The 22,789-nt window shown below is 74.4% G+C and carries 20 protein-coding genes and 3 pseudogenes; 14 read left to right on the top strand and 9 right to left on the bottom strand.

The genetic code is table 11. The features are described from left to right. Nucleotides 1–238: 238 nt before the first annotated feature. The gene (locus EAO77_RS18015) at nt 239–844 is read right to left on the bottom strand and encodes a hypothetical protein (protein WP_147989294.1); all 606 of its coding nucleotides are present in this window, start codon (nt 842–844) and stop codon (nt 239–241) included. Nucleotides 845–1,407: 563 nt separating this feature from the next. Between EAO77_RS18015 and EAO77_RS18010 the strand changes: the two genes are divergently transcribed. Then, complete coding sequence (locus EAO77_RS18010) at nt 1,408–1,761, top strand: SCO0607 family lipoprotein (protein ID WP_410088575.1); 354 nt, start codon at nt 1,408–1,410, stop codon at nt 1,759–1,761. A 57-nt stretch (nt 1,762–1,818) separates the two neighbouring features. Here EAO77_RS18010 and EAO77_RS18005 read toward each other — a convergent pair whose 3' ends face one another. After that, the gene (locus EAO77_RS18005; RefSeq protein WP_147989293.1) at nt 1,819–2,277 is read right to left on the bottom strand and encodes an ATP-binding protein; all 459 of its coding nucleotides are present in this window, start codon (nt 2,275–2,277) and stop codon (nt 1,819–1,821) included. A gap of 233 nt (nt 2,278–2,510) precedes the next feature. Between EAO77_RS18005 and EAO77_RS18000 the strand changes: the two genes are divergently transcribed. From EAO77_RS18000 to EAO77_RS17985, 4 genes are all read left to right on the top strand, one after another. Then, nucleotides 2,511–3,215, top strand: a complete 705-nt coding sequence (locus EAO77_RS18000) for a VanZ family protein (RefSeq protein ID WP_147989292.1) — start codon at nt 2,511–2,513, stop codon at nt 3,213–3,215. Between the two features lie 142 nt (nt 3,216–3,357). Then, on the top strand, nt 3,358–4,053 hold the full coding sequence (locus tag EAO77_RS17995) for a response regulator transcription factor (RefSeq protein WP_147989291.1): 696 nt from the start codon (nt 3,358–3,360) through the stop codon (nt 4,051–4,053). Then, a complete protein-coding gene (locus tag EAO77_RS17990; RefSeq protein WP_147989290.1) occupies nt 4,046–5,125 on the top strand; it encodes a sensor histidine kinase in 1,080 nt (359 codons plus the stop codon). Before EAO77_RS17995 ends, EAO77_RS17990 begins: the two co-directional genes overlap by 8 nt. A gap of 149 nt (nt 5,126–5,274) precedes the next feature. Beyond that, on the top strand, nt 5,275–5,637 hold the full coding sequence (locus EAO77_RS17985; protein WP_147989289.1) for a hypothetical protein: 363 nt from the start codon (nt 5,275–5,277) through the stop codon (nt 5,635–5,637). Between the two features lie 179 nt (nt 5,638–5,816). Here the strand turns inward: EAO77_RS17985 and EAO77_RS17980 are convergent, their stop codons facing one another. After that, nucleotides 5,817–7,220 (bottom strand): DEAD/DEAH box helicase, encoded by a 1,404-nt coding sequence (locus EAO77_RS17980; RefSeq protein WP_147989288.1) that lies wholly within the window; start codon nt 7,218–7,220, stop codon nt 5,817–5,819. A 276-nt stretch (nt 7,221–7,496) separates the two neighbouring features. Between EAO77_RS17980 and EAO77_RS17975 the strand changes: the two genes are divergently transcribed. Continuing rightward, on the top strand, nt 7,497–8,096 hold the full coding sequence (locus EAO77_RS17975; RefSeq protein ID WP_147989287.1) for a GOLPH3/VPS74 family protein: 600 nt from the start codon (nt 7,497–7,499) through the stop codon (nt 8,094–8,096). 107 nt (nt 8,097–8,203) lie between these two features. On the opposite strand, the gene EAO77_RS17970 is transcribed toward EAO77_RS17975, so the two are convergent. Together EAO77_RS17970 and EAO77_RS17965 are read right to left on the bottom strand one after the other, a co-directional pair. Then, nucleotides 8,204–10,024: a DUF2201 family putative metallopeptidase gene (locus EAO77_RS17970; protein ID WP_147989286.1), complete on the bottom strand. Its 1,821-nt coding sequence runs from the start codon at nt 10,022–10,024 to the stop codon at nt 8,204–8,206. Next, entirely contained in the window at nt 10,021–11,082 is a 1,062-nt protein-coding gene (locus tag EAO77_RS17965) for an ATP-binding protein (RefSeq protein ID WP_147989285.1), read from the bottom strand. The genes EAO77_RS17970 and EAO77_RS17965 overlap by 4 nt, the downstream gene beginning before the upstream one ends. Before the next feature lie 222 nt (nt 11,083–11,304). Between EAO77_RS17965 and EAO77_RS17960 the strand changes: the two genes are divergently transcribed. The 3 genes from EAO77_RS17960 to EAO77_RS17950 all read left to right on the top strand — a co-directional run bounded on the left by EAO77_RS17960 (nt 11,305) and on the right by EAO77_RS17950 (nt 14,496). Continuing rightward, nucleotides 11,305–12,105 carry an SGNH/GDSL hydrolase family protein gene (locus EAO77_RS17960; RefSeq protein ID WP_410088573.1) on the top strand — a complete coding sequence of 267 codons (801 nt, stop codon included), beginning with the start codon at nt 11,305–11,307 and terminating at the stop codon, nt 12,103–12,105. 541 nt (nt 12,106–12,646) lie between these two features. After that, nucleotides 12,647–13,549 (top strand): NAD-dependent protein deacetylase, encoded by a 903-nt coding sequence (locus EAO77_RS17955; protein ID WP_147989284.1) that lies wholly within the window; start codon nt 12,647–12,649, stop codon nt 13,547–13,549. A 149-nt stretch (nt 13,550–13,698) separates the two neighbouring features. Next, on the top strand, nt 13,699–14,496 hold the full coding sequence (locus EAO77_RS17950) for a GNAT family N-acetyltransferase (RefSeq protein WP_147989283.1): 798 nt from the start codon (nt 13,699–13,701) through the stop codon (nt 14,494–14,496). Between the two features lie 77 nt (nt 14,497–14,573). Here EAO77_RS17950 and EAO77_RS17945 read toward each other — a convergent pair whose 3' ends face one another. Beyond that, the gene (locus EAO77_RS17945; protein WP_187283290.1) at nt 14,574–14,831 is read right to left on the bottom strand and encodes a hypothetical protein; all 258 of its coding nucleotides are present in this window, start codon (nt 14,829–14,831) and stop codon (nt 14,574–14,576) included. Nucleotides 14,832–15,200: 369 nt separating this feature from the next. Between EAO77_RS17945 and EAO77_RS38660 the strand changes: the two genes are divergently transcribed. From EAO77_RS38660 to EAO77_RS17935, 3 genes and pseudogenes are all read left to right on the top strand, one after another. Beyond that, nucleotides 15,201–15,377, top strand: a complete 177-nt coding sequence (locus EAO77_RS38660; protein WP_187283289.1) for a hypothetical protein — start codon at nt 15,201–15,203, stop codon at nt 15,375–15,377. Nucleotides 15,378–15,737: 360 nt separating this feature from the next. After that, a complete protein-coding gene (locus EAO77_RS17940; protein WP_147989282.1) occupies nt 15,738–15,980 on the top strand; it encodes a DUF6411 family protein in 243 nt (80 codons plus the stop codon). Between the two features lie 23 nt (nt 15,981–16,003). Further along, a pseudogene (locus EAO77_RS17935) lies at nt 16,004–16,480 on the top strand (dihydrofolate reductase); the annotation flags it as partial. A gap of 53 nt (nt 16,481–16,533) precedes the next feature. On the opposite strand, the gene EAO77_RS17930 reads toward EAO77_RS17935, so the two are convergent. Both EAO77_RS17930 and EAO77_RS17925 read right to left on the bottom strand, forming a co-directional pair. Further along, nucleotides 16,534–17,730, bottom strand: coding sequence for a PP2C family protein-serine/threonine phosphatase (locus EAO77_RS17930; RefSeq protein ID WP_147989281.1), 1,197 nt, complete (start codon nt 17,728–17,730; stop codon nt 16,534–16,536). Nucleotides 17,731–17,938: 208 nt separating this feature from the next. Further along, the gene (locus tag EAO77_RS17925; RefSeq protein WP_147989280.1) at nt 17,939–18,886 is read right to left on the bottom strand and encodes a methionyl-tRNA formyltransferase; all 948 of its coding nucleotides are present in this window, start codon (nt 18,884–18,886) and stop codon (nt 17,939–17,941) included. Between the two features lie 277 nt (nt 18,887–19,163). Between EAO77_RS17925 and EAO77_RS17920 the strand changes: the two genes are divergently transcribed. Both EAO77_RS17920 and EAO77_RS17915 read left to right on the top strand, forming a co-directional pair. Then, nucleotides 19,164–20,516 (top strand): lysine N(6)-hydroxylase/L-ornithine N(5)-oxygenase family protein, encoded by a 1,353-nt coding sequence (locus EAO77_RS17920; protein WP_147989279.1) that lies wholly within the window; start codon nt 19,164–19,166, stop codon nt 20,514–20,516. Between the two features lie 365 nt (nt 20,517–20,881). Continuing rightward, nucleotides 20,882–22,546, top strand: a pseudogene (locus tag EAO77_RS17915) (condensation domain-containing protein); the annotation flags it as partial. 87 nt (nt 22,547–22,633) lie between these two features. Here the strand turns inward: EAO77_RS17915 and EAO77_RS41365 are convergent. Further along, nucleotides 22,634–22,789 (bottom strand): annotated as a pseudogene (locus tag EAO77_RS41365) (AMP-binding protein); the annotation flags it as partial.

Here is a 22,789-nt window from a genome sequence, read left to right as displayed (position 1 = left end):
GGGCGCGAGCGTGCGTGGCCGAAGCGGGGCGGGTGCAGCCGCCGAGGCGACCGGGACGGGGCCGGATGCGGCAGGCGGGCGGTGCGCCGGGGGCGGGCGCCGTGCGCCGCGCCGGGCGTCCCGGCCGGGTGTCGCGGTCGGCGAGGCGCGCCGCCCGGCCGTCGTTCCTGGGGCTCGCCGGCGGCCGTCCCGCCCGGGTGCGCGGCCGACGGCCGTCGCTCGCGGTGGGAGGAGTGCGTCAGGGGCGCAGGCCGGTCCGGGCGAGGGCGAGTGCGCCGAGGGCGGCGATGACGTGCCGGTCGCCCCGGCGCCAGGCGTCGGCGAGACCCCCGGGCGGGGTGGGCAGCTGGGCGAGGGCGGCCGGCGGGCCGGTGAGGGCGCGCAGGGCGAGCAGGTCGGCTCCACCCGGAGCGTCGGCGAGGCGGCGGACGATGGCGCTGCGCCGGATCCAGAGCAGGCGCGGGGGGATCCACAGCACCAGGACGAGGAGCACGGGGAAGACGATGAGGGCCGCGGTGGCCGCGTCGGCGACCTGGGTGACGCTGTCCTGGAACGATGCGCCGGCGTCGGCGAAGCCGCTGCCCGCGTCGGCGGCGGACCGGAGCGGCTGTCTCAGGACGCCGCCGATGAGCGGCAGGTCCGAGGCCGCGTCCGAGGCGTTGCCGAGTTCCTCGGCGAGACCGTCGCCGGAGCGCTCGACCTTCCGGCCCGGCTCGGCCAGCAGCATGATCGTGTCGCGGACGAGGAGGGCCGCCCACACCGTGACGGCGATCAGGGCCACGGCGAGGACGTCCCCGAGCACCTGTCGGTTCCGGCGTGCGGGAATCTGGGCGTAGAGACGCAACGGCGGGCTCCCGTTCGGGTCATGGGCGTCGAGGAGGATCGGCCGTCCCGCCGGCGACCCGGCCGGCCGGCCGGTCGGCGCAGGCAACTCTTCCACCGCGCTCCCCTGGCAGCCGTGCACGACGCGTGGGCGATCGGCCGGAACGCGAGCACGGGCGACGCCGACCGGGCCCGGACCGGCTGCAGGCGGAGCAACGGTGCCCCCGTGCGGGTGATCACCGCCGGGCTGGCCGTTGCCGCGACGGCGTCCCCCTGGTCCTCAGAGCACCGGTTCCCACCACTCCCCCACCTGACAGGAGAATTCTCATGGACGCGCTCTCCGGCATCCTCGGCATCCTCGGCGCCACCGCCAGCGAGCTGCTCGGCGGCGGTCTGCCCCTGACGTCGACGGCGTCTCCCGCCTGTTCACGAGTGACGCCGTCCGCGGCGGCAGCCGGCCGAGTACGGCCGGAAACGGCTCTGTTGAGTAGGCGCGGGGGTACCCGGGTGAGTAGCCGTACTCAGGCCCGATGATCACCGCCGGGCGAGAGTGGGCGCAGACCGAACAGCCGACAGGAGACGCCCGTGACCACCTCTCTGCCCCGTGTCCCCCGCCCCGCCGGCCGGATCCGGCGGCGCCGCCGGATCCGCACCGCGGCGGCCGCCGCGCTCGCCGGAGCCGCCGCGGCCCTCGCCCTGACCGGATGCTCCGGTCTCTCCTTCCAGGACGACATCTGCAGCGGTGGCGAGTATCCCGTCATGACCGTCGGCTCGACCGGTTCGGCCTGCGTCGAGGAAGGCGAGAAGGTCCCCGAGGGCTACACCCGGTACCCGGAGGGGAAGGTGCCGCAGAAGGTCGACGACGAGTGGGACGTGTACTGGCGCACGCACAGCCTCGACGAGAAGGGCGACGTCATCGACGTGCCCCACGCCGGCTGACGTCCCGCCCGGGCCCCGCGGAGCGCCGGCCGCCGCCTCTCCGTGCGGGCCGGGGCGTCACCGCACCAGGTCGTCGGCCAGCTCGATGACCGCGCAGATCTTCTTGCCCACCGGTTCGCGGTGCACGGCGAAACTCCTGCCGACCGCCATCACGATCTCCAGTCCGTGCTGCCCGATCCGGGCCGGATCGGGTGCGGGGATCGTGGGCGGCGTCGGGTTGCTGTCCCACACGGTCACCTCGACCGCACCGCCGTCGATCCGCAGGGTCAGCAGGCACGGGCCGGGCGCGTACTTGCGGGCGTTGGTCACCAGCTCGCTGACCACGAGCTGGACCGTGCCCATCACCCGTCCGGAGACGGGCAGTCCGTACTCGGCCTGGACATCGGCCAGGAAGTGACGGGCGAGGTCCCGGGCGACGGCGATGTCCTCGCTGCCCTCGAACGCCCCCGACACCGTCATGACGTCCCCCGCAGGCACCTGTCGGCGCTCGCAGCCCGTCGTCGATTCCACGCTCATCCGTTCTGCTCCCGCCCCCGTGACACCATCGGCTCCCGTCGCCTACCCGCGATCCCGCCCCGTACACGTGCAGCCTGCACCGGCCCCGGGAGGGCCGGACCGCCGGGCCGTACGACCTGTCGGGCCCCACCGGGGGCGTACGTGTATCGCGGGCCACCCGGGGCGTACGTGTATCGCGGGCGTATCGGACTTCGCATACGCCCTGGCGACGGCCCGACGTCTCGAATGGGACCATGAACCGCAACGCCTCACCCCCGCCCCCGCGCCACCGCGCGCGCGCAATCGCGCTCGCCCTCCTCGTGATCCTCGCCCTGGCGGGCACCGCCTTCGTCCTGCGGCGGCCGCTGACGATGACCGCTCCGCAGTGCATGGCCGGGCGGTGGCACGGCTGTCTCGACACGTTCAACGGTGTGGTGCTCATGACGCTGGTCACGCTGCCGGCGGCCCTGCTGGTGGCGTGGGTCCTGGCCCGGCACCGGCGCGCCGCCGGCAGCCCGTCGGCGTGGCGGATGTCGCTCGCGGAGGTGGCCATGGTGCACGGGACGGTGCCGTTCGTGTGGATCACCATGATGCCGGGCGCCGGGGCCGGCACGGTCCCCGGCAGGCTGAGCCTGGTGCCCCTGCGGGACCTGGTCACGATGGGGCCGCTCGGGCTCGCCGGCAACCTGCTGGTCTTCGCGGCGCTCGGGTTCTTCGCCCCGGTGCGGTTCGCGGCGGCGGCGTCCGTGCGGCGGATCGTGGCGCTCGGGGCGGGCTGCTCGGTGCTGGTGGAGACCGCGCAGTACGTCCTGCGTCTGGACCGGGTGTCGTCCGTGGACGACGTCCTGCTCAACACCGCCGGCGCGGTGCTGGCCGGGCTCGCGTCGCGCCGCTGGTGGCGCACGGCGGCTCCGGCGCCGTCGGGCCGGCCCCGCCCCGCGCCGGCCCCGGCCGCCTGATGCACGCCGCCGACGGCCGGGGCGGGCCGAGTCCCGTCGCACTTGGCGCCGGGCCGGGCAGACGCCGGCGGCCGGATCACGTCCCGGTGGGCGCCGGGCCGCGCAGACGCCGGCGATACGCCGTGCTGCTTAGGCTTCCGCCATGCGCGTACTGATCGTGGAGGACGAGCCCTATCTGGCGGAGGCCGTCCGTGACGGCCTCCGGCTGGAGGCCATCGCCGCCGACATCGCCGGCGACGGCGACACCGCCCTGGAAATGCTCAGCGTCCACTCCTACGACCTCGCGGTCCTCGACCGCGACATCCCGGGCCCCTCCGGCGACGAGGTCGCCCGGCGCATCGTGGCCTCGGGCAGCGGCCTCCCGATCCTGATGCTCACCGCCGCCGACCGCATCGACGACAAGGCGTCCGGTTTCGAGCTCGGGGCCGACGACTACCTCACCAAACCGTTCGAGCTGCGGGAGCTCGTCCTGCGGCTGCGGGCGCTCGACCGCCGGCGGGGGCACGCCCGGCCCCCCGTCCGCGAGATCGCGGGGCTGCGCCTCGACCCCTTCCGCCGGGAGGTCTTCCGCGACGGACGCCATGTCGCGCTCACCCGCAAGCAGTTCGCCGTGCTCGACGTCCTCGTCGGCGCCGAGGGCGGCGTCGTCAGCTCCGAGGAACTGCTGGAACGGGCCTGGGACGAGAACGCCGACCCCTTCACCAACGCCGTCCGCATCACGGTCTCCGCACTGCGCAAGCGGCTCGGCGAACCGTGGATCATCGCCACGGTGCCCGGGGTCGGCTACCGCATCGAGGACGGTGCCGACGCCGCCCGCGGCGGCAGTGCGCGTGCGTAGACGTCCCGGGCTCAGCGTCCGGCTGAAGCTCACCCTCAGCTACGCCGGGTTCCTCGCCGTCGCCGGTGCCCTCCTGCTGGCCGTGGTGTGGGTGTTCCTGCTGCGCTACGTGCCCGACAACTCCCAGGGCCTCCTCGGGGTCGCGCCCAACCGCTACCTGCTGGTGCGCACCTTCGCGCCCGCCGCGGCCGCGGCCATGGCCTTCCTGCTCGGGTTCGGGCTGCTCGGCGGCTGGATCCTGGCCGGGCGCATGCTGGCGCCGCTCGTACGGATCACGGCCGCGGCACGGACGGCCGGGAGAGGCTCGCTGTCCCACCGGATCGGCATGGAGGGACGCCAGGACGAATTCCGCGAGCTCGCCGACGCGTTCGACACGATGCTCGGGCGACTCGAGTCCCATGTCGCCGAGCAGCAGCGGTTCGCGGCCAACGCCTCCCACGAACTGCGCACCCCGCTGGCCATCTCGCAGACGCTGCTCGACGTCGCCCGCAAGGACCCCACGCGCGACCGGGAGGAACTCCTCGAACGCCTGGGAACCGTCAACACGCGCGCGATCGGCCTGACCGAGGCCCTCCTGCTGCTCAGTCGCAGCGACCGTGGCCACTTCACCCCCGAGAGCGTCGACCTCTCCCTCGTCGCGGAGGAGGCCGCGGAGTCGCTGCTCCACCTCGCGGAGCAGCGCGGGATCACCCTCGGGGTGACCGGCGGCGCGGCACGGACGGGCGGGTCCGCGGAGCTGTTGCTGCGGATGGTGACGAACCTCGTGCAGAACGCCGTCGTCCACAACCTTCCCGCGGGCGGCACCGTGACGGTCCACACCGGGGTCCAGGGCGGCGCATGCGTGCTGCGGGTCGAGAACACCGGCCCGCCGGTACCGCCGGACCTGCTGGCGACGCTCACCGAGCCCTTCCAGCGCGGCACGGAACGCGCACGCACCGACGAGCACGCCGGCGTCGGCCTCGGGCTCGCCATCGTGGACAGCGTCGTCCGCGCCCACCACGGCACCCTCGGCCTGGTGAGCCGCCCCGTCGGCGGACTGCTCGTCACCGTCCGGCTCCCGCGCACGCCGTAGGCCCCCGCCGCCGTGTCCGAGATGGCTCCGAAAGGGCGGCCGGAAGGTGACTTTCTGCGCCCGCGCGCGGTCGGATAGTAATGGCGCGGTGCCCGGCGCGCTCCGCCGACGGTCGGCGGCGGTCCGGACACCGTGAGGGGGAATGCCTCGTGACCCGCACCCGTTCCAGGATCCTGACCTCGCTGGCGGCCGCCGCGCTCGCGTTCACCGCGAGCCCGGCATCCGCGGCGCCCGGTGACACGCTCAACATGTGCGCCAGCGTGCTGACCCCCGGCGGGTGGGTCGACGTCCAGTGGTGGAACAGCAGCGGCTGCGGTTCGGGCTTCACGCCCAACTCCAAGCAGATCAAGGACCTCCAGGGCTACCCGGTGGGCACCCAGGTCAACGCCTGTGCCTCCACCTGGCCGCCCGCGGGCTGGACCATCGTCAGCACCTACTACTCCAGCTCCTGCCGCTACTCCGCCGTGCCGAGCCTCGAGGCGAACAGCTGGACCCTGAAGCGCACTTCCTGACCGGCCGGAGGCCCGCGAAGGCGGCGGCGAGGTGTTCCTCGTCGCCGCGTCCGCGTCAGGAGCGGGCCCGTCGGGCACAGGTCCGTCCGTGCGGGACCAGGCCCTCCGTCATGTGGAGGCGGCACGGGTGCTTCCGCACCCCGACGCACCCTCCGGCGGCCGGCCACGTCCGCCGGCCGTCAGTGGCCGCGGCGGATCCGGGCGGCCTTGCGGGCCTCGGCGGTCCGGCGGGCCTCCGCCGTCTTGCGCGACTCCTTCTTCGGCGCGTTGCCCAGGCCCCGGAACGGGGCGTTGCCCTGCGCCGGCCGGGAGGCGACGGGCGGCCGCCTGGCTCCCGTGATGGCGGTCAGCCGCTGCTCGCCGGAGCGCACCTGTGTCACCGTCGGCCGGACCCCGGCGTCGGACATCATCCGGTTCACGTCCCGCCGCTGGTTCGGTGTGACCAGGGTGACGACACTGCCGGACTCCCCCGCGCGGGCCGTGCGGCCGCCGCGGTGGAGGTAGTCCTTGGCGTCGGCGGGCGGATCGACGTTGACGACGAGGTCCAGCGCCTCGATGTGGATGCCGCGCGCGGCGACGTTGGTGGCCACCAGCACGGTGATGTCACCGTTCTTGAACTGCGCCAGGGTGTGCGTGCGCTGCGGCTGCGACTTCCCGCTGTGCAGAGCCGCGGCCCGGATGCCGCTGCCGCGCAGATGGCGGGTGAACTGGTCGACGCCGGCCTTGGTGTCCAGGAACATCAGCACCCGCCCGTCACGGGCGGCGATCTCGGTGGCCGTGGCGTACTTGTCCGCGGCGTGGACGTTCAGCACGTGGTGGTCCATCGTGGTCACCGAGCTCGACGCCCGGTCGACGGTGGCGAGCACCGGCTCGTGCAGATAGCGCGTGACGAGATGGTCGACGTTGCGGTCGAGCGTGGCGGAGAACAGCATCCGCTGCCCCTGGGACCGCACCTGGTCGAGGATGTCCGAGACCTGGGGCAGGAAGCCGAGGTCGCACATCTGGTCCGCCTCGTCCAGCACGGTGATCCGCACCTGGTCCAGGTGGCAGTCCCTGCGGGCCACCAGGTCGGCAAGCCGTCCCGGGGTCGCGACGACGACGTCGGCGCCGTCGCGCAGGGAGGCGGACTGCCGCCCGATGGACAGTCCGCCGACCACCGTCGCCAGCCGCAGCCCCAGCGCCCGGGCGTACGGCGTGAGGACGTCGCTCACCTGCTGCGCGAGTTCGCGGGTGGGCACCAGGACGAGTGCCAGCGGGCGCTTCGCGTCGGCGCGGCGGCCAGCGGTGCGCACGAGCAGGGCGAGGCCGAAGGCGAGGGTCTTGCCGGAGCCGGTCCTCGCCCGGCCCACGACGTCCCGCCCGGCGAGGGCTCCGGGCAGGGTGGCCGCCTGGATGGGGAACGGTTCGCGCACCGCGGAGTCGTCCATGACCCGCAGCACGTCCGCGGGCAGTCCGAGCTCGGCGAAGGTCGTGGCAGGTGGCGGCGCGGCGGCCGGGGTGTGTGCCGCGTCCTCGCCCGGCGCCTTCACGGCTCGGGTTTCGGGGGCATCGACGTGCCGGTGTGCCGGCGGCTTCGCGTTCATGGGGCCCTTCCCGTGGTCCGACGCCCGCAAAGAACGGGGGTCCGCGCCCTTGGCGCGGACCCCGGAACGTCGAAGCGTGAGGTCATTTTACCAGCGGATCGACCGCGGGCGGCGGCGCGTCCTCTCGGGCCGGCGACCTGTCCGGCCGGCTCGGGGGCGGCCGGGCGGGGCGATACTGATCGTGGCGGCCGTCCCGCGGTGGGAAGCGGGCCGAGCAGGGGGCGGAGCGCCTTCGCCGCTGTTCCGCTGTGCCGACGTCTTCGAGGGGAGCCGTTCATGACCACGGCGAAAGACCTGTTCATCATCGCCATGGACCCGGAGCCGGACCATTCCGTCGGGCAGGGCGATCTGTCGCTCGCGCTCGCGGGGGCCGAGCTGGTCGACCTCGCAGGCGCGGGGTCCGTCACCGTGGACGGCGACCGCATCGTCCCCGGCGAGGCACCGCCGCCGGACGACAGGCTGCTCGGCGAGGCGGCGGCGCTGCTCACCCGGCGGCCGCCGTACGAGCGGGTCGAGGACTGGTTGTGGCGCCGGGGCCGTGACCTGGCAGCCGCCTACCAGGGCGCGCTTGAGCAGGACGGGGAGCTGACCCGCAGGCGACGCGGCCGTTCGCTCTTCGGTGCGCAGCACGTGGAGCCGGCCGACACACCGGGCCGCCGCCGTGCCGCCGCCCGCTGGGCGGAGGGCGACGCCGTGCTGACGGCCCTCGCCGCAGCCGTCGGCATCGACGGCTCGGACGACCGGCCCGTCCCCGACGACGAGGCGGTGACGACCGTGGTCGCCGCCGTCCATGACGCGGTCATGGAGCTGGAGGCCGTGCGCCAGCGCCGGACCATCGAGAACGCGGCCTTCGCCAACCTCTGGCGCGGACCGTGAAGCGGCCCGGCTGAACGGCCGGGGCCGGGGGCCGCGACGGCGGCGTCCGGGTGGCCGTCCGGCGTCGTGGGCGGCGGCGTGCGGGCCGTCCGCTCCGCGCGGCCCGGTCACGTCAGGCGGAAGACGGGACCGCGCGGGGTGAACGGCAGCGACGCTCCCGCCGGCACCAGGTAGGCGTGTTCCCTGCGCACGCGCAGCACGTCGCACCAGCCGTCGGTGATGACCAGGACCGGGGCGCCGGGAGGGAAGTCGGGGGCGCGCAGAAGGAGGTCGATCCCCGGCTGGAGGACGGTCCCGCCGCGCCCGCGGACGCGGACCCGGCCCGCGATCTCGGCCGGGGGGAGGTATCCGGCGTCGTAGGCGGCCGCGTCGCAGAACACGACGCGGGCAGCGGGCACGTCGCGGGCGTCGGCGTAGGAGGCGATGGCGCCGAGGGCCTTGCCGAGGAGCCGGGTGTTCATCGAGCCGGAGGTGTCCAGCACGACGCCGAAGGTGCAGCGCGGGGTCTCCTCCTGGGGGAAGTACCGGCCGGCCCGCGGGATGCCGGGGGTGGACGCCTGGCGGCGGGAGGGCCGGGCGTAGGAGCGCAGCGGCTCGGGCCGGGGCACGTATGCGTCGAACCAGCGCGCGAGGCGCGCGTCCCAGGGAACCGGCGGGTGCGCCAGGGCGCGGATCTCCTGCACGAGTCCTGCGGGCAGCAGTCCGCGGTCGCCGGTGCCGTGGAGTGCGAGGCCCTGGGTCAGGCCGCGGCGGTAGAAGTCGTCGAGGTCCGCGTAGGGGCGGGAGTGCCCGTGCGCGAGCGGTTCGCCGAGGATGTCCCCGAGGCCCTTGCCGCGCAGGGTGGCCAGGCGGCGGCGCCGGCGCAGGTCGGTGACGATGCGGTCGTAGACCTCCTCCACGGACAGGCCCCGCAGCTCCGGGTCGTGGAGCAGTCCTTCGGGCATGTCGCCGACGCGCATCTCCACGAGCCAGCCGTTGACGACGAAGTCGGCCGCGACGTTGAACAGCAACGGGTCGCGCGGGCCGCGCCGTTCGCCGTGGCGCAGGGCGGCGTGCAGCATCTCGTGGGCCAGGACGAAGCGCCACTCCTCGTCGGTGAAGGTGCGCACGGGGTTGATGTAGATCTCGCCGGCGGTGGCGCTGACGGCCGCGATCGCAATGTCCTGGGCGCGGGCGAGTTCGGCGTCGGCGACGATCGTGAGCCCGGCGGCGAGGCCGCCGAGCAGCGGGTAGGAGGAGACGAACCAGTTGAGAGCCCGGTCCCAGGGGCGCTGGGGCAGTCGCTCCCCGGTGGTGCGGTCGCGGCGGCCGCCCGCCTCGTCCATGGAGGCGGACACGCTGCGGGTCAGCGCGTGCGCGAAGGCGGTCTCCCAGTCCGGCGGCGCCGCTCCCTGCCATGCCGGCCAGGGGACGAGGAGCTGGTCCGGGTGCTCGCCGGCGGTGCCGCAGTCCCGGCATGCGGGAGGGATGCCGTCGCGCCGCCAGCGGGCGGCGAGTTCGTCCTCGTCGCCGCCGGGATACCGCTCGGGCAGGTGGTAGGGGGCGCGGCCGACGGGGAACGTCTGCAGGAAGCGGTTGACGACCGTGCAGCGGGCGGCGCGGGTGCAGGCGTCCGGCTGCTCGCGCACCGTGTCACCGGCCGCGGGCACGTGCCCGAAGCCGAGGTGGAGCAGGCAGTGGGCGAGGCTCCAGGCCCAGGTCTCCGGCTCGGCGCGGCGAGTGGGGTGGACGTGGACGGTGCCGTCGGAGTCCACGGCGGCGAGCCCTCCGGCAGGGGTGCGGGCGCAGCCCTTCCGGCGGCAGATCTTCGCGTCGACGGCGGCCAGCGCGGGGTTGCGCTTGACGAGGGCGAGCCCGGCGGCGAACGCCTCGGCGGCGGGGTCGGGTGCGTCGCCCTTCCTGCCCGTGCCGCGGCGGGTGCCGCTCACCGGCGGGCCTCCACCAGGCGGGGCATGTCCCGTGCGGCCTCGACCAGGAACCAGGCGGGCAGCACGGGCAGCCCGTCGGCGTCGTCCGCGATGACGGTCTGGGCGACCTCGACCGAGATCTCCGCGAGCCGCACGAGCAGCGCCTTGGCGCGGTGGGCGGTCTGCCGCATGGCCGGTGAGACGTGCTCCTTCTGCCGGGGCAGTTCCCTGACCAGCCGGCCGCGGAACGCGTCCGCCAGGTAGTAGAGCAGGTCGCGGTCCTCCAGGCGGTCGGGCCAGGAGGCGTCGCCCTTGAGGATCGCCTCGATGCCGAAGGTGTGCCGGACGATCTTGGCGTAGCCGCAGAAGGAGACGGCGTGGGCCGGGGTGAGGGTGCCGTGCACGATCACCCGCAGGGTGTCCTCGCCGATGTCCCGGCCGAAGGAGTGCAGGGCGTCGGAGAGCATGTGCCAGGAACGGGGGGTGGAGAACGGCTCCTCGGTCTTGGGCGGCTGGGACCACAGGTGGTCGGGCCGCTCGGTGAGGTAGTCGGTCACCCAGGGGTGGATGCCGTTCTCCCCTGCCCACACCAGCCAGTCCGCCGAGGACGCCCGCAGATGGACGTGGGTGAGGCGGTTGACGAGCGCGGAGGCGATGGGACGGGCGAGGGCGTTGTCGGTGGCGCGGTTGCCCGCCCCGATGACGATGGAGCCGGCGGGCAGTTCGTAGGAGCCGATGCGGCGGTCCAGGATGAGCGAGTAGAACGCCTTCTGGACGTCGGGCGAGGCGGCGTTGAGCTCGTCGAGGAAGAGGCAGTAGGGCTCGTCACGGGCGATGGCCTCGGGCGGGCAGAACACGGACCGCCCGTCGCGGATCTGCGGCACTCCGATCAGGTCCTCGGGCGCGAGCTGCGTCCCGAGGAGGCTGACGCACTCCAGTCCCAGCGCGTGCGCGAAGGCCCGCACCAGCGACGACTTGCCGATCCCCGGCGCCCCCCACAGGAACACGGGCCGCACGGTGGCGAGTCCGAGCAGCAGGTCGGGGACCTGGGCGGGAGAGACGGTGACGGCAGCCTGCACGCGACGGAGTTCCTTTGCGGGACGGGGATGTGGGCCCCGCTCCGCGACGCCGTGGAAGGCGGGGGCCGGACCCGCCCAGTGTGAGGTGACCGGGCGTCGTCGCGCAGCCGGTTTTCCACCGGCGGGCGGCCGGGCGAAGGGTTATAGTCACCAATGAGAGTAGTCATCTTGATGACTAGGGTGCGTCGGGCTCGATGCCGTGACGCGGGGCCGGAGGGATCGATGACCATGGGCGAGGCGGCCGTGCCGTACCTGCGCTACGTCGCGCTGGGGGACAGCCAGACCGAAGGGCTCGGCGACGGGGACGACACCGTCGGCCTGCGGGGCTGGGCGGACCGGCTCGCCGAGCGCATCGCGGAGCAGAGCCCCGGGGTGTGCTACGCGAATCTGGCGGTGCGCGGGCGGCTCGCCGGACAGGTCCGCGAGGAGCAGCTGGCGCCCGCGCTCGCCCTGCGGCCGGACCTGGCCACGGTGGTCGCGGGGGTGAACGACATGCTGCGTCCCGCGTTCCGCGCGGACGAGGTCGTCGGCCATCTGGAGGCGATGTTCGCTGCGCTGACCGGCGCCGGCGCGCGCGTCGCCACGCTCACGTTCCCCGACCTGGCCGCGGTCATCCCGCTGGCCCGTCCGGTCCGTTCCCGGGTCCTCGCCCTGAACGAGGGCATCCGCGAAGCGGCCCGGCGCCACGGTGTGGTGGTGGCCGAGACCTACGGCCACCCGGTGGTCACGGACCCCCGGCTGTGGAGCGCGGACCGGCTGCACGCCGCGCCGATCGGTCACGAGCGGATCGCCGCGGCGGTGTTCCACGCCCTCGGCCTGCCCGGAGCGGACGACGCCTGGAGCCATCCGCTGCCCCCGCTCCCGGCGGGGCCTGCGGTCCGCTGGCACACGACGGCGGCCGGCGAGCTGCGCTGGGCCGGCACGTTCCTCGGGCCGTGGCTGCGACGGCGCCTGCGCGGCGGTTCCTCCGGCGACGGGCGCGCCGCGAAACGCCCCGAGCTCACCCCGGTCCTGCCGCGGTGAGGGCGGTGCGACGAGGCCCGTGCGCGCCTGCCGGTGACGAGTCGGCTGTCAGCCGCCGACCACCTGTCGACCCCTCCCGACGCCCGGCGGCCGGTGCTGACCGATCCGCATGCGATCCGGGCAGACGCTCCGCTGTCCGCAGCTGGTGCGCATGAGCGCGAGGACCACGACGCCCCGGCCTCCACCGACCGCGAACGCGGCCTCCACCGACCGCGAACGCGGCTTCCGCGCCGCGCTCGCCGAATGCGCGGGGCACGGCGCCGGCGACGATCCGTTCCTGCGTGGTGCGCACCTCGGACCCGGCGGCCGGATCACGGCGGCGTGGGTGCGGGCCCGGGTCGCCGGGGGCGTCACGGCCTTCGTCACGGAGGAGACCGACACCGTGGCCGCCCGGGCTGAGCGAAGGGCAGCCGGTCACGGCCGCCGAGCGCGCGGGCGCCCTGAGCGCTCGAGGGCCAGGGCGTGCGGCAGCCCGTCTCGCAGGGCTGCGCCGACCGGTGCACGGACTTCGCCCGAGGGTGCTCCCCCGTACCCTGGCGTCATGCGCATGCGCCCCACGCTGAGCTGGACCCCCGCCCAGGACGACCTGCTGCCGGGGACCACGGACCTGGAGCCGGTCGTCGACGCGCTGGGCGGCGGCGGAGTGCTGGTGCTCAGCGGGGCGGGACTCTCCACGGAGTCGGGGATCCCCGACTACCGCGGTGAGGGCGGCAGCCTGAGCCGGCACACACCCATGACGTACCAGGACTTCACCGGGGGTGCGCAGGCCAGACGGCGGTACTGGGCGCGCAGTCACCTCGGCTGGCGGACGTTCGGGCGGGCCCGGCCCAATGCCGGGCACCGGGCGGTCGCCGCGTTCGCACGGCACGGTCTGCTGTCGGGTGTGATCACCCAGAACGTCGACGGACTGCACCAGGCCGCCGGCAGCGAGGGCGTCGTGGAGCTCCACGGGGCGCTGGACCGGGTGGTCTGCCTGTCCTGCGGCGCCTCCAGCGCGCGGCGGGACCTCGCGAGGCGGCTGGAGGAGGCCAACGCGGGCTACGAGCCGGTGGCCGCGGCGCTCAACCCGGACGGCGACGCCGACCTCACCGACGAGCAGGTCGCGGACTTCCGGGTGGTGGACTGCTCGCTCTGCGGCGGCATCCTCAAACCGGACGTGGTGTTCTTCGGCGAGACCGTACCGGCCGGGCGGGTCGAACACTGCCGTCGGCTGGTCGGCGAGGCGGCGGCGGTGCTGGTTCTGGGCTCCTCGCTGACGGTGATGTCGGGGCTCCGCTTCGTCCGGCAGGCGGCCCGGGCCGGTACGCCGGTGCTGATCGTCAACCGGGACCCGACCCGCGGCGACGGCCACGCCGTCTCCCGGGTGTCGCTGCCGCTGGGCGAGGCCCTGACCACCGTGGCCGGCCGGCTCGGCGTCCCCGTCGACGGCCCGTCGGCGGGCTGAGGCAGCCAGGGGCGCACGCCGGGCAGGCGGGGCCGCCCTCTCCCGTCGCGCGCTCGGCTTCCGCCCCCGCACGGGCCGGAGCGGAGGAACGGTCCGGCGGCGGGAAAACGCGTCGCGACGCCGTCGGCCCGGTGGCTACCCTGCCGCCCATGGCCTCGATCGAACGGCACTGCCTGGCCCCCGCGGACACCGGCCCCGCGCTGCGCGCGCTGGGCGAGTGGACACCGGCCGACACACCCGGCGGCGGTCTCCATCCCGGCGACGTGGGGTGGTACCTGCGGTACGACGAAGCGGCCGTCTTCCTCTGGACGGACGGCGGGGCGCCGGCCGCGGTCGGCTTCCTCGACGGCCCGGTACTGCGGGTGACCACCGCTCCCGGCGCCCGCCTCGACGCGCTGGCGGCCGACGCCGAGGAGCTGCTCACCCCCGGCAACGACTGGACCGACGGTCTGCCCGTACCCGGGTGGGGGCGTGAGCAGGAGGAGTCCTGGCTCGTGATGTCGTGGAGCCCGCGGCCGGTGTCGTGCAGCGCCGAGCCCGTCGGCGAGGCCGAGGCGGCCTGCCGGGTGCGGGTGCACCGGTCCGCCTTCCAGGGGTCCACGTTCACCGTGGGGCACTGGCGCGCCATGAAGCGGTCTCCGGCGGGCGGGCTCGCGGTGGAGGCCCTCGTGCGTGCCCCTGACGGGGAGCCCGCCGCCGCTGCGACCGGCTGGTTCGCCGGGGTGGGCAGATGCGGCCTCCTCGAACCCGTCGGCACCGGTCAGGACCACCGTGGCCGCGGCTACGGGCGCGAGGCCGTGCTGGGCGCCTGCGCGGCCCTGGCCGACCGGGGTGCGAGCGCGGTCGCGGTCGCCGCGCCGTCCGGCAACGACGCCGCCGTGGCGCTCTACCGCTCGGCCGGGTTCACCGTCGTGCGCGAGACCCGGGACTGGGTGCGCGCCCGGTGAGCCCGGTCGGCTCCGCCCCGCGCGCCTTCGGCGCCGGCTCCGGGACAGGGCGCCCGGCAGGCGGACGGGCCGGTTCCTCAGGTGACCGTGACGCGCAGGACGTAGCGTCTGCCGGCGCTGATCGCCTCCGCCTGCTCGACGAGGTCGCCGTGGGTGAACGCCAGCAGCGCCTGATCGGCGGCCCGGCGGAGCAGGGGCACTATCTCGGCGGCGGACCTGCCCCGGTGGGTGTCCGCGAGCTCGGCGAACGCACGTTGGTAGGGGACCCGGTGCGCGCTGGTGCTGTCGGCGAGGAGCCTGTCCAGGTGCCCACTGCCCACTCTGATGCTGCCCATGGCCACTCCCGTCCTGCCGGGGCCCGGCCTCTCCGTGCCCTCGCTCCGACGGTACGAGCCGCCTCTGACAGTCCCCCCGCCCACCGCCGCGCCGGATGCCGCCAAGTCCCCCGCGCCCGTGCGGTGGTGGCCGGCGCGACGCGAGGGGCGCCGAGTGCCGTAGAGTCCGGGGCGGAAGCCCGTCCCGCCCGGCCCGCCGAAGGTCACGCGGGCGGCCACGGGCTCCGCGGGCGACGGACCACGGTCCGGACCCGCGCATCACCTGCCGGGGCGGACCCGCTCACCGAGCCGGTCACGCCCGCTTCGTGCCGTCGTCGCGCGAGGCCTCCCCGAGCACCGGAACTCCCTTTCACCACACGGAGAATCACCATGCAGCATTCCGGCCCCGCCGACGACTCGGCGGCATCCCCCACCTGGCAGAACCTGTTCCTCGAGCCGACGTTCGCCCCGGGCACCGCCGAGTACGACGCGGACACCCACGCGGGAGACCCGGGCGACGGTCTCCCCGCGTCCGAGCCGCCCCGTGGCCGGACCCGGGTCGGCTGAGCAGGCGACGGCTTCTGCTCCGGCCGGGGCTCTGCTCCCGTGCGCCGGCGATGCGGGATGCGGGCAGTCGTCCGCCTCGCGCGCGGCCGCCGGGAGGACCGCGCCGAACCGGTCCGGGCACGTGCGGGCGGATGCGTGGCAAAAGGCGAGGCGGAGCGGCTCCGGGATGCGGGTGGGTCCGCGGCGCCGCTGGTGAACGGCCGCTCGACCTGTACGCCCCCGCAAGGACGGCGAGGGTGCGGCGGATCAGGGGGCGGACGGCCCGTGCGCGATGTTCCACCGGGTACGGGGTCCGGGGTGCACGCATGGCCGGTCCGGGCCAGGGCATGCGAACGGCGTACCCGATGCAAGGAGTCACCCATGATGATCGTCGGCATCGTCGCGCTCTGCGTGGTCCTCGCCGTACTGGCGTTCTTCGTCCCGCGCCTGTCCCGGCACCCCGAGCGCGGCACCCAGCGGACGCTGGGAGCCGGATCCCGCGTCGGCGGGAAGGCGCCGGGCGTACTCGGGCGTCTGTTCAGCAAGCCGTTCCGCAGCGGCTCCAAGGCGGTGGGCCGCAGCGGCTCCGCGGGCCGGCGGACGCGCGGCAGGATGCCGTTCTGACGTGTACCCGTGCCCACCAGTCGGGCGATCGGCGGGTCCTGCGTGAGGCGACCGCCCGCTCGGGTGCCGTCGTCCCGGGCCGCCGGCTGTTCGACACGGTCGACGGGCCGGACGGTGGGACGACACGACGGGCTGCGGAGCCGGCGGGGTCGGCACGCCGGCGTTCGTCGTCGTGACGAGCGCGGTGCCCAAGTCGGTGCGGCTACCGGCCTCGACTGGACGTTCGTCACCACCGGGCCGGCCGACGCCGTGTCCGCCGCGCGCGAGCGCGCCGAGGCGGCGTCGGCCGGCGGCGGGGATCTCGGCGTCGTGCTGATGGGCGGCGGCGCCGCGCTCGGTTCGGCGCTCGAGGCCGGGCTGCCCGACGGGCTCACCCCGCACCTCGCGTCGTGCCGGGCCCGGGGACCCCGCTGTTCACCGGCGGCCCGCGCCGCACCCCGGGGCGGCGCGGGCTGATCCCGGCATCGACCGCGACCCGCCTGACCTACGACGTCCTCTGATCGCGTCGTCGTCACGGCGCGCATGAGCACGCCCCGCCGGGGCCGGGGCCGGGTCAGGACACGGAGGCTGCGCGCCGGACGCCGGAATCCGGGCCGTGCCAGTCCAGGCACAGGGCGGTGGCGTCGTCGCGCACCTGGCCGTCGCAGGCCTCGGTGACCGCGGCGACCAGCGTGCGCACCACCTCGCGCGGGTGCTCGGCGGCGGTGGCACGGATCAGATCCGGCAGGTCGACCGTGCTCGCCTGGCGTTCCTGCATGCCGTCGGTGTACAGCAGAAGGCGGTCGCCGGGGCGCAGATCGAGGGCCTGCACCCGGTACGCGCGCTGGCCGACGACGCCGAACGGCAGGTCCACGGCCAGGCGCAGTTCCTCGACCACGCCGTCGCGCAGGCGCAGGGGCCAGGGGTGGCCGGCGTTGACGAGCCGGGCACTGCTCCCGTCCAGGGAGATGCGCAGCATCTGGCCGGTGGCGAAGCTCTGGCGACCGTGGTCGAGCAGCGCCTGGTGGGTCAGCAGGGCCTGCTCCGCGAGGCCCGTCCCGGCACGGCGCGCGCCCCGCGAGGCGTTGATCAGGAGCGTGGCCATGAGCGAGGCGTCGACGTCGTGGCCCATGGCGTCGGTGATCGACAGATGCAGCGCGTCGTGGTCGACGCTGTAGTCGTAGGTGTCACCGGCGATGTCGGAGGCCGGGACCAGGGCTCCGGCGAGCGCGAACTCCCTCGCTTCGCAGGAGGGCGCCGAGGGCAGCAACTGGCGCTGGATCTCGGCGGCCAGACTCACCGCGGTGGTGCGGTTCCCCCAGTGGTAGAGGTCGGTGAACCGGCGGTCGGTGACGATGATGTACGCCAGTGCATGGGCGGCCTCCTCGATCTGTTCCAGCACGTCCTGGGTGACCTGAGGGAGGAACAGTTCCAGCACGCCGATGGTGTCGCCGCGGTTCGTGACAGGGGCCAGCACCCGCTCGCCCCGGCCCCGTTGGGACGAGAGCACCGGCTTCTGGGTCCGCAGGACCTCGTCGTAGTCACTGCTGCCGGCGAGAGGGACGTGCTCGGCGCCGTGACCGCGCCGTGCCGCCGTCTCCTCGCTGACCCGCAGCAGGCTCCGCCCGACCATGTCGACGAAAAGGAACGACACGTATCGCGCGCCGAAGCGGTCACGCAGATCACGCGCCACGACATCGAGGGAGCCGACCGGTGCGGCGTCCTCAGCCGCCGCCAGCAGTTCGGCCAACCCGATCCGATCACGCAGCACATCAACCTCCCGAAGTTACGAATCCTCCTTCCCGGCGACACGTCAGGCATACAACCCAGGCCCGCGCCGACGCACGTTCGAGTGTCGGGGCGGGCCTGCGGTGGACCCGCCCCGAACCCCCGCCCCCCGGAGCCCGCCGCGCTCCTGCGCCTCCTGGAGGCCGCGTGGTGAGTCCCCCTTCCGGCCGGCCCGGCGGCGCGGGCGGCGGTCAGGGGCGGCCGGTCAGATAGCCGCCCATGGAGGTGAAGTAGTCGGTGGCCGGCATCTCCTCGCCGTTCTCCGTGCGGACCCGTGTCACGGCGAGCCCGTGGTTGCGTCCGGTGCGGGCGTCGGCCCCGGCGACGATCACCACGCCGTCGCCCTCGCGGTAGAAGACCCGCCCCGGGGTGCCGCCGTAGCGGCCTTCGGACACGAACGCCGCGAGCACCTCCAGTCGCCGGCCGCGGTGGTAGGTGAAGGCGCTCGGGTAGGGAGCGGACTGGGCGCGGACCAGGCGTTCGAGATCCTCGGCCGGCCAGGTCCAGTCGATCCGGATGTCCTCGTCGGCCCGCTTGTGGAAGAAGCTCGCCAGGGAGCGGTCCTGCGGGGTGAACACCGTCTGCCCGGAGGCGATCAGGTCCAGGGCGCCGGTGGTGACCGGTGCGATGAGGTCGACGGTCTTGTGGAAGAGGTCCGTCGCCGTGTCCTTCGGGCCGACCGGGACGGCACGCTGGAGCACGATGTCGCCGGCGTCGAGCTCCTCGTCCATCAGGTGCGCGGTGACGCCGACCTCCTGCTCGCCGTTGATCAGCGCCCAGATCAGCGGGGAGAAGCCGGCGTACTTCGGCAGCAGGGAGTCGTGGACGTTCAGCGTCCCGTGGCGGGGGAGCCCGTAGATGCGCGGGGGGATCCAGGTGCGCCAGTTGTTGGCCACGATGATGTCCGGATCCGCCTCCTCGAGACGGGTGAACAGCTCCTCGTCGTCGGGGCGGTTGCGGATGAGCACGGGAACGCCGTGCTCCTTCGCGAGATCGGCGACCGAGTCGCTCCAGATCTTCTCGTAGGCGTGCTCGCTCCTGGGATGCGTGACCACCATGACCACGTCGTGTTCGGAGTCCAGGAGCGCTTGCAGGGTGCGGTGCCCCCAGGTCTGATAGCCGAACATGACGACCCGCATGGGGTTCCTCCTCTGGAACGGGACATGACCCGCGTCAGTAAAGCAAGGCTTACCTAAGGTTTCAACGGGCCCTATTTCCGGCCAAGTTGACGCGTAGCCGGTGGTGGAATTTCCGTCGTCCCATCGACAGGCCCGCGGGATCAGGTTAGCTTTACCTAAGTTCTGTCCCGGGTGCCCCCGCCCTGCCCTGCCCGCGTGCCCGGCCCTCTGTGTACCCCGCTCTTGCACACGCCTGACCAGCGACCGACCGAGCAAGAACCCGCACGATGGGAGTGACATGTCTCAGGCTCTTCCTGACGACGCACCACCGATCCACGACCTCATCGGAATCGGCTTCGGGCCGTCCAATGTGGCCATGGCCCTGGCACTCAGCGAGCACAACGCCGGCGTCGGCAGGCAGGGAGCGGTCACCGCTCACTTCTTCGAGCGGCAGCCGTGTTTCGGCTGGCACCGCGGCATGTTGATCGACGACGCGACCATGCAGGTCTCGTTCCTCAAGGACCTGGTGACACTGCGCAATCCGGCCAGTGAGTACAGCTTCCTGTGCTACCTCCAGAGCAAGGGCCGGCTGATCGACTTCGTCAACCACAAGAACCTCTTCCCGCTCCGGGTCGAGTTCCACGACTACTTCGAGTGGGCGGCCGCGAAGGTCGACGACATGGTCTCCTACGGGCACGAGGTCGTCGCCGTGCGGCCCGTCGTGCGTGACGGAGTCGTCGAATACGTGGACGTCACGGCCCGCGCGGGCGACGAGACGGTCGTCCACCGCGCCCGCAACCTGGTGATCGGCACCGGCCTCCGGCCCCAGATGCCGGACGGCGTCGAGCGCACGGACCGGATCTGGCACAACTGCGACCTGCTCTCCCGGGTGGAGACGCTGACCGGCACCAGCCCCAGCCGCTTCATCGTCGTCGGAGCCGGCCAGAGCGCCGCCGAGAACGTGGCCTTCCTCCACCGCCGCTTCCCCGAGGCGGAGGTGTGCGCGGTCTTCTCCCGCTACGGCTACAGCCCCGCCGACGACAGCAGCTTCGCCAACCGGATCTTCGACCCCTCGGCCGTCGACGAGTACTACACCGCTCCCGACGCCGTCAAGCGCAAGCTGATGGGGTATCACGGCAACACCAACTACGCCGTGGTGGACATCGACCTGATCGACGACCTCTACCGCCAGTCGTACCAGGAGAAGGTGCTCGGCACCGAACGCCTGCGCTTCCTGAACGTCTCCCGGCTCACCGACGTCGTCCACACCCCGGACCGGGTCCGCACCATGGTCGAGTCACTGGTCACCGGCGAGAAGACCCCGCTCGACGCGGACGTCGTCGTCTACGCCACCGGCTACCGGCCGGCCGACGCGCTCGGTCTGCTCGGTGACGTCGCCGCCCACTGCCGCCGCGACGCCGAGGGCCGCCCGCTCGTCGAGCGCGACTACCGGATCGTGACCTCACCGGACACCCGCTGCGGGATCTACCTCCAGGGCGGCACCGAGCACACCCACGGCATCACCTCGTCGCTGCTGTCCAACACCGCGATCCGGGTCGGCGAGATCCTCCAGTCGATCATCGACCGGGGCCGCAAGGCGGCAGGCGACGAGGCCCGCCAGCTCGCCGGCGAGATCGGCACACCGGGCTAGGGTCTTCGCCCGCTGCGGGCGCAACAGCCGGCGCTCAACGGTCCGGACGAGAGGCTGCCCCACGGCCTCCGTCCGCCCGGGGCAGGGCACGCCCGCCAGCGGGCCGCGCCGCGCCACGACCGGTGAGGCACGCCCCGCAGGGCCGGCACCGCCCGTCGACTCGTCCCGCCCGGCCCGGGAGGGGCGACCGGGGCCGGCACCGCGCCCCGGAGGGCCCGCCTTCCGCACGACCGCTCTCCGCCCCGACACCGCACCGCACCTCCGCACACGACGGCACCCGCTGCCGCCGGGCCAACGCCCGCCGGTGGCGGCGCCCGTCCGCGCCGGGGGTCCCCAGCACTCCACGCGAAAGGGCCAGTCGAACGATGCTTCACGCCGAGCCTGACCGGACGGCAGCCGCCGGCCTACCCCTCACCGGCGGACAGGCGGGGATGTGGCTGGCGCAGCGGATCGAGCCGGACAGCGCGGCGCTCAACGTGTCGTTCACCCTCGAACTCCGCGGCCGCGTCGACCTCGGCCGGCTCGCGGACGCCGTCCGCCGGGCGGTCGGCGAGACCGAGTGCCTCCATGTGCGCGTCGGCGAGTCGGCGGACGGGACCCCGCACCAGTGGGCCGCCCCCGTGCCGGTGGAGGTCCCCGTCGTGGACCTGCGGGACGTGCCCGGCGCGGCGGACGCCGCGCGCACCTGGATGGAGACCGACCGCGGCCGCGCCGTCGACCTCGCCCGCGGACCCCTGCACGCCCAGGCGCTGATCCGCATCGCCGACGACCACGTCCTGTGGTACCAGCGCTACCACCACATCGCCGTCGACGGCGTGACCGTCGCCCTCGTCACCCGCAGGGCGGGCGAGCTCTACGGCACGGGCGCCGCCGGTCCCGTCCCGCCGCCCGCCCGGCTCGCCGATCTCGTGGAGGCCGAACGCGCCTACCGTGCCTCCGCGCGGCACGACGCCGACCGCGCGTACTGGCTCGACAGGATGGCCGGCCGCCCCGAACCCGTCCGCCTCGTCGAACGAGGCCCGGGGCTCGTCTCCCGGCGGCTGCGGCGCACCACCGAACCGACACCCGAACGCACCGCACGGCTGCGGGCCGCCGCGGACGGCTGCGGCGTGCGCGTCTCCCGGCTCCTGGTGGCCGCCGTCGCCGCCTACCTGCACCGGGTCACCGGCGCACACGACCTCGTGCTCGGCCTGCCGGTCACCACCCGGCGCGATCCCGCGACGGCAGCCGTGCCCGGCATGGTCTCCAACATCGTGCCCCTGCGCCTGGCCGTGCACGGCGGCACGACGGGCGCCGAGCTCGTCGCCCAGGCGCGCGACCGGATCACCGAGGCGGTGGCGCACAGCCGCTACCGCGCCGAGGACCTCGCCAAGGACCTCGGGCTCGTCGAGGGCGTCGCCGACCTCGTCGGACCCACCGTCAACATCCTGCCCGGCACCGGCCCCCTGCCGTTCGGCGACGTCGACGGAGACCTGCGCTGCGAGTGGACCGGGCCCGTCAGCGACCTCGCCCTCACCGTCGGCGAGAGCGCGCACGGCACCCTGCGCATCGTCCTCGACGCCGACGCCGCCGTGTGCGACGCGCAGACCCTCGACCGCCACCTGCACGGCTTCGGCCTGCTCCTCGACGCCCTCGCCGACCACCCCGGACTCCCCGTCGGACGCATCGACCTGACCACGGACGGCGAACGGGACCTGCTGCTGGAGACCTTCGGCAGCGCGCCCCGCGAGGTGCCCGAACTGTCCTGGCCGGACGCCTTCGAGGCCCAGGTCCGCCGTTCGCCCGACGCCGTCGCCCTGGTCTGCGAGGACACGGAACTGACGTACGCCCAGCTGGACGCGCAGGCGAACCGCCTGGCCCGGCTGCTGCGCGCGGAGGGCGTGCGGGACGAGGACGTCGTCGCCGTCGCGCTGCCGCGCTCGCCCGGCCTGGTCGCGGCGCTGCTCGCCGTGATGAAGGCCGGGGCCGCCTACCTCCCGCTGGACGCCGACCACCCCCACGACCGGGTCGCCCACATGCTCACGGACTCCGGCGCGCGGACCGTGATCACGGCGCGGGAGACGGCCGCCGACGCACAGCGACATGATCAGATCCCAGACCGTGACGTCGAAGCCGACGGACGCGAACTGCATGATCCGGCTGTCCGGTCCCACGCCGATCCGGTCGGTTGCCGTGGCGATCAGGCTGCCGACCCCGTCGTGGGTGACCACCACGCCCTTGGGGCGTCCGGTGGAGCCCGAGGTGTAGATGACGTACGCGGCACGGCCGAGGGG

Origin of the sequence: Streptomyces sp. T39, from assembly GCF_008042045.1 — a bacterium.
Classification (GTDB): domain Bacteria; phylum Actinomycetota; class Actinomycetes; order Streptomycetales; family Streptomycetaceae; genus Streptomyces.
Note: the sequence above shows the minus strand (reverse complement) of the source record. Positions and strands in the feature narration are given on the sequence as shown.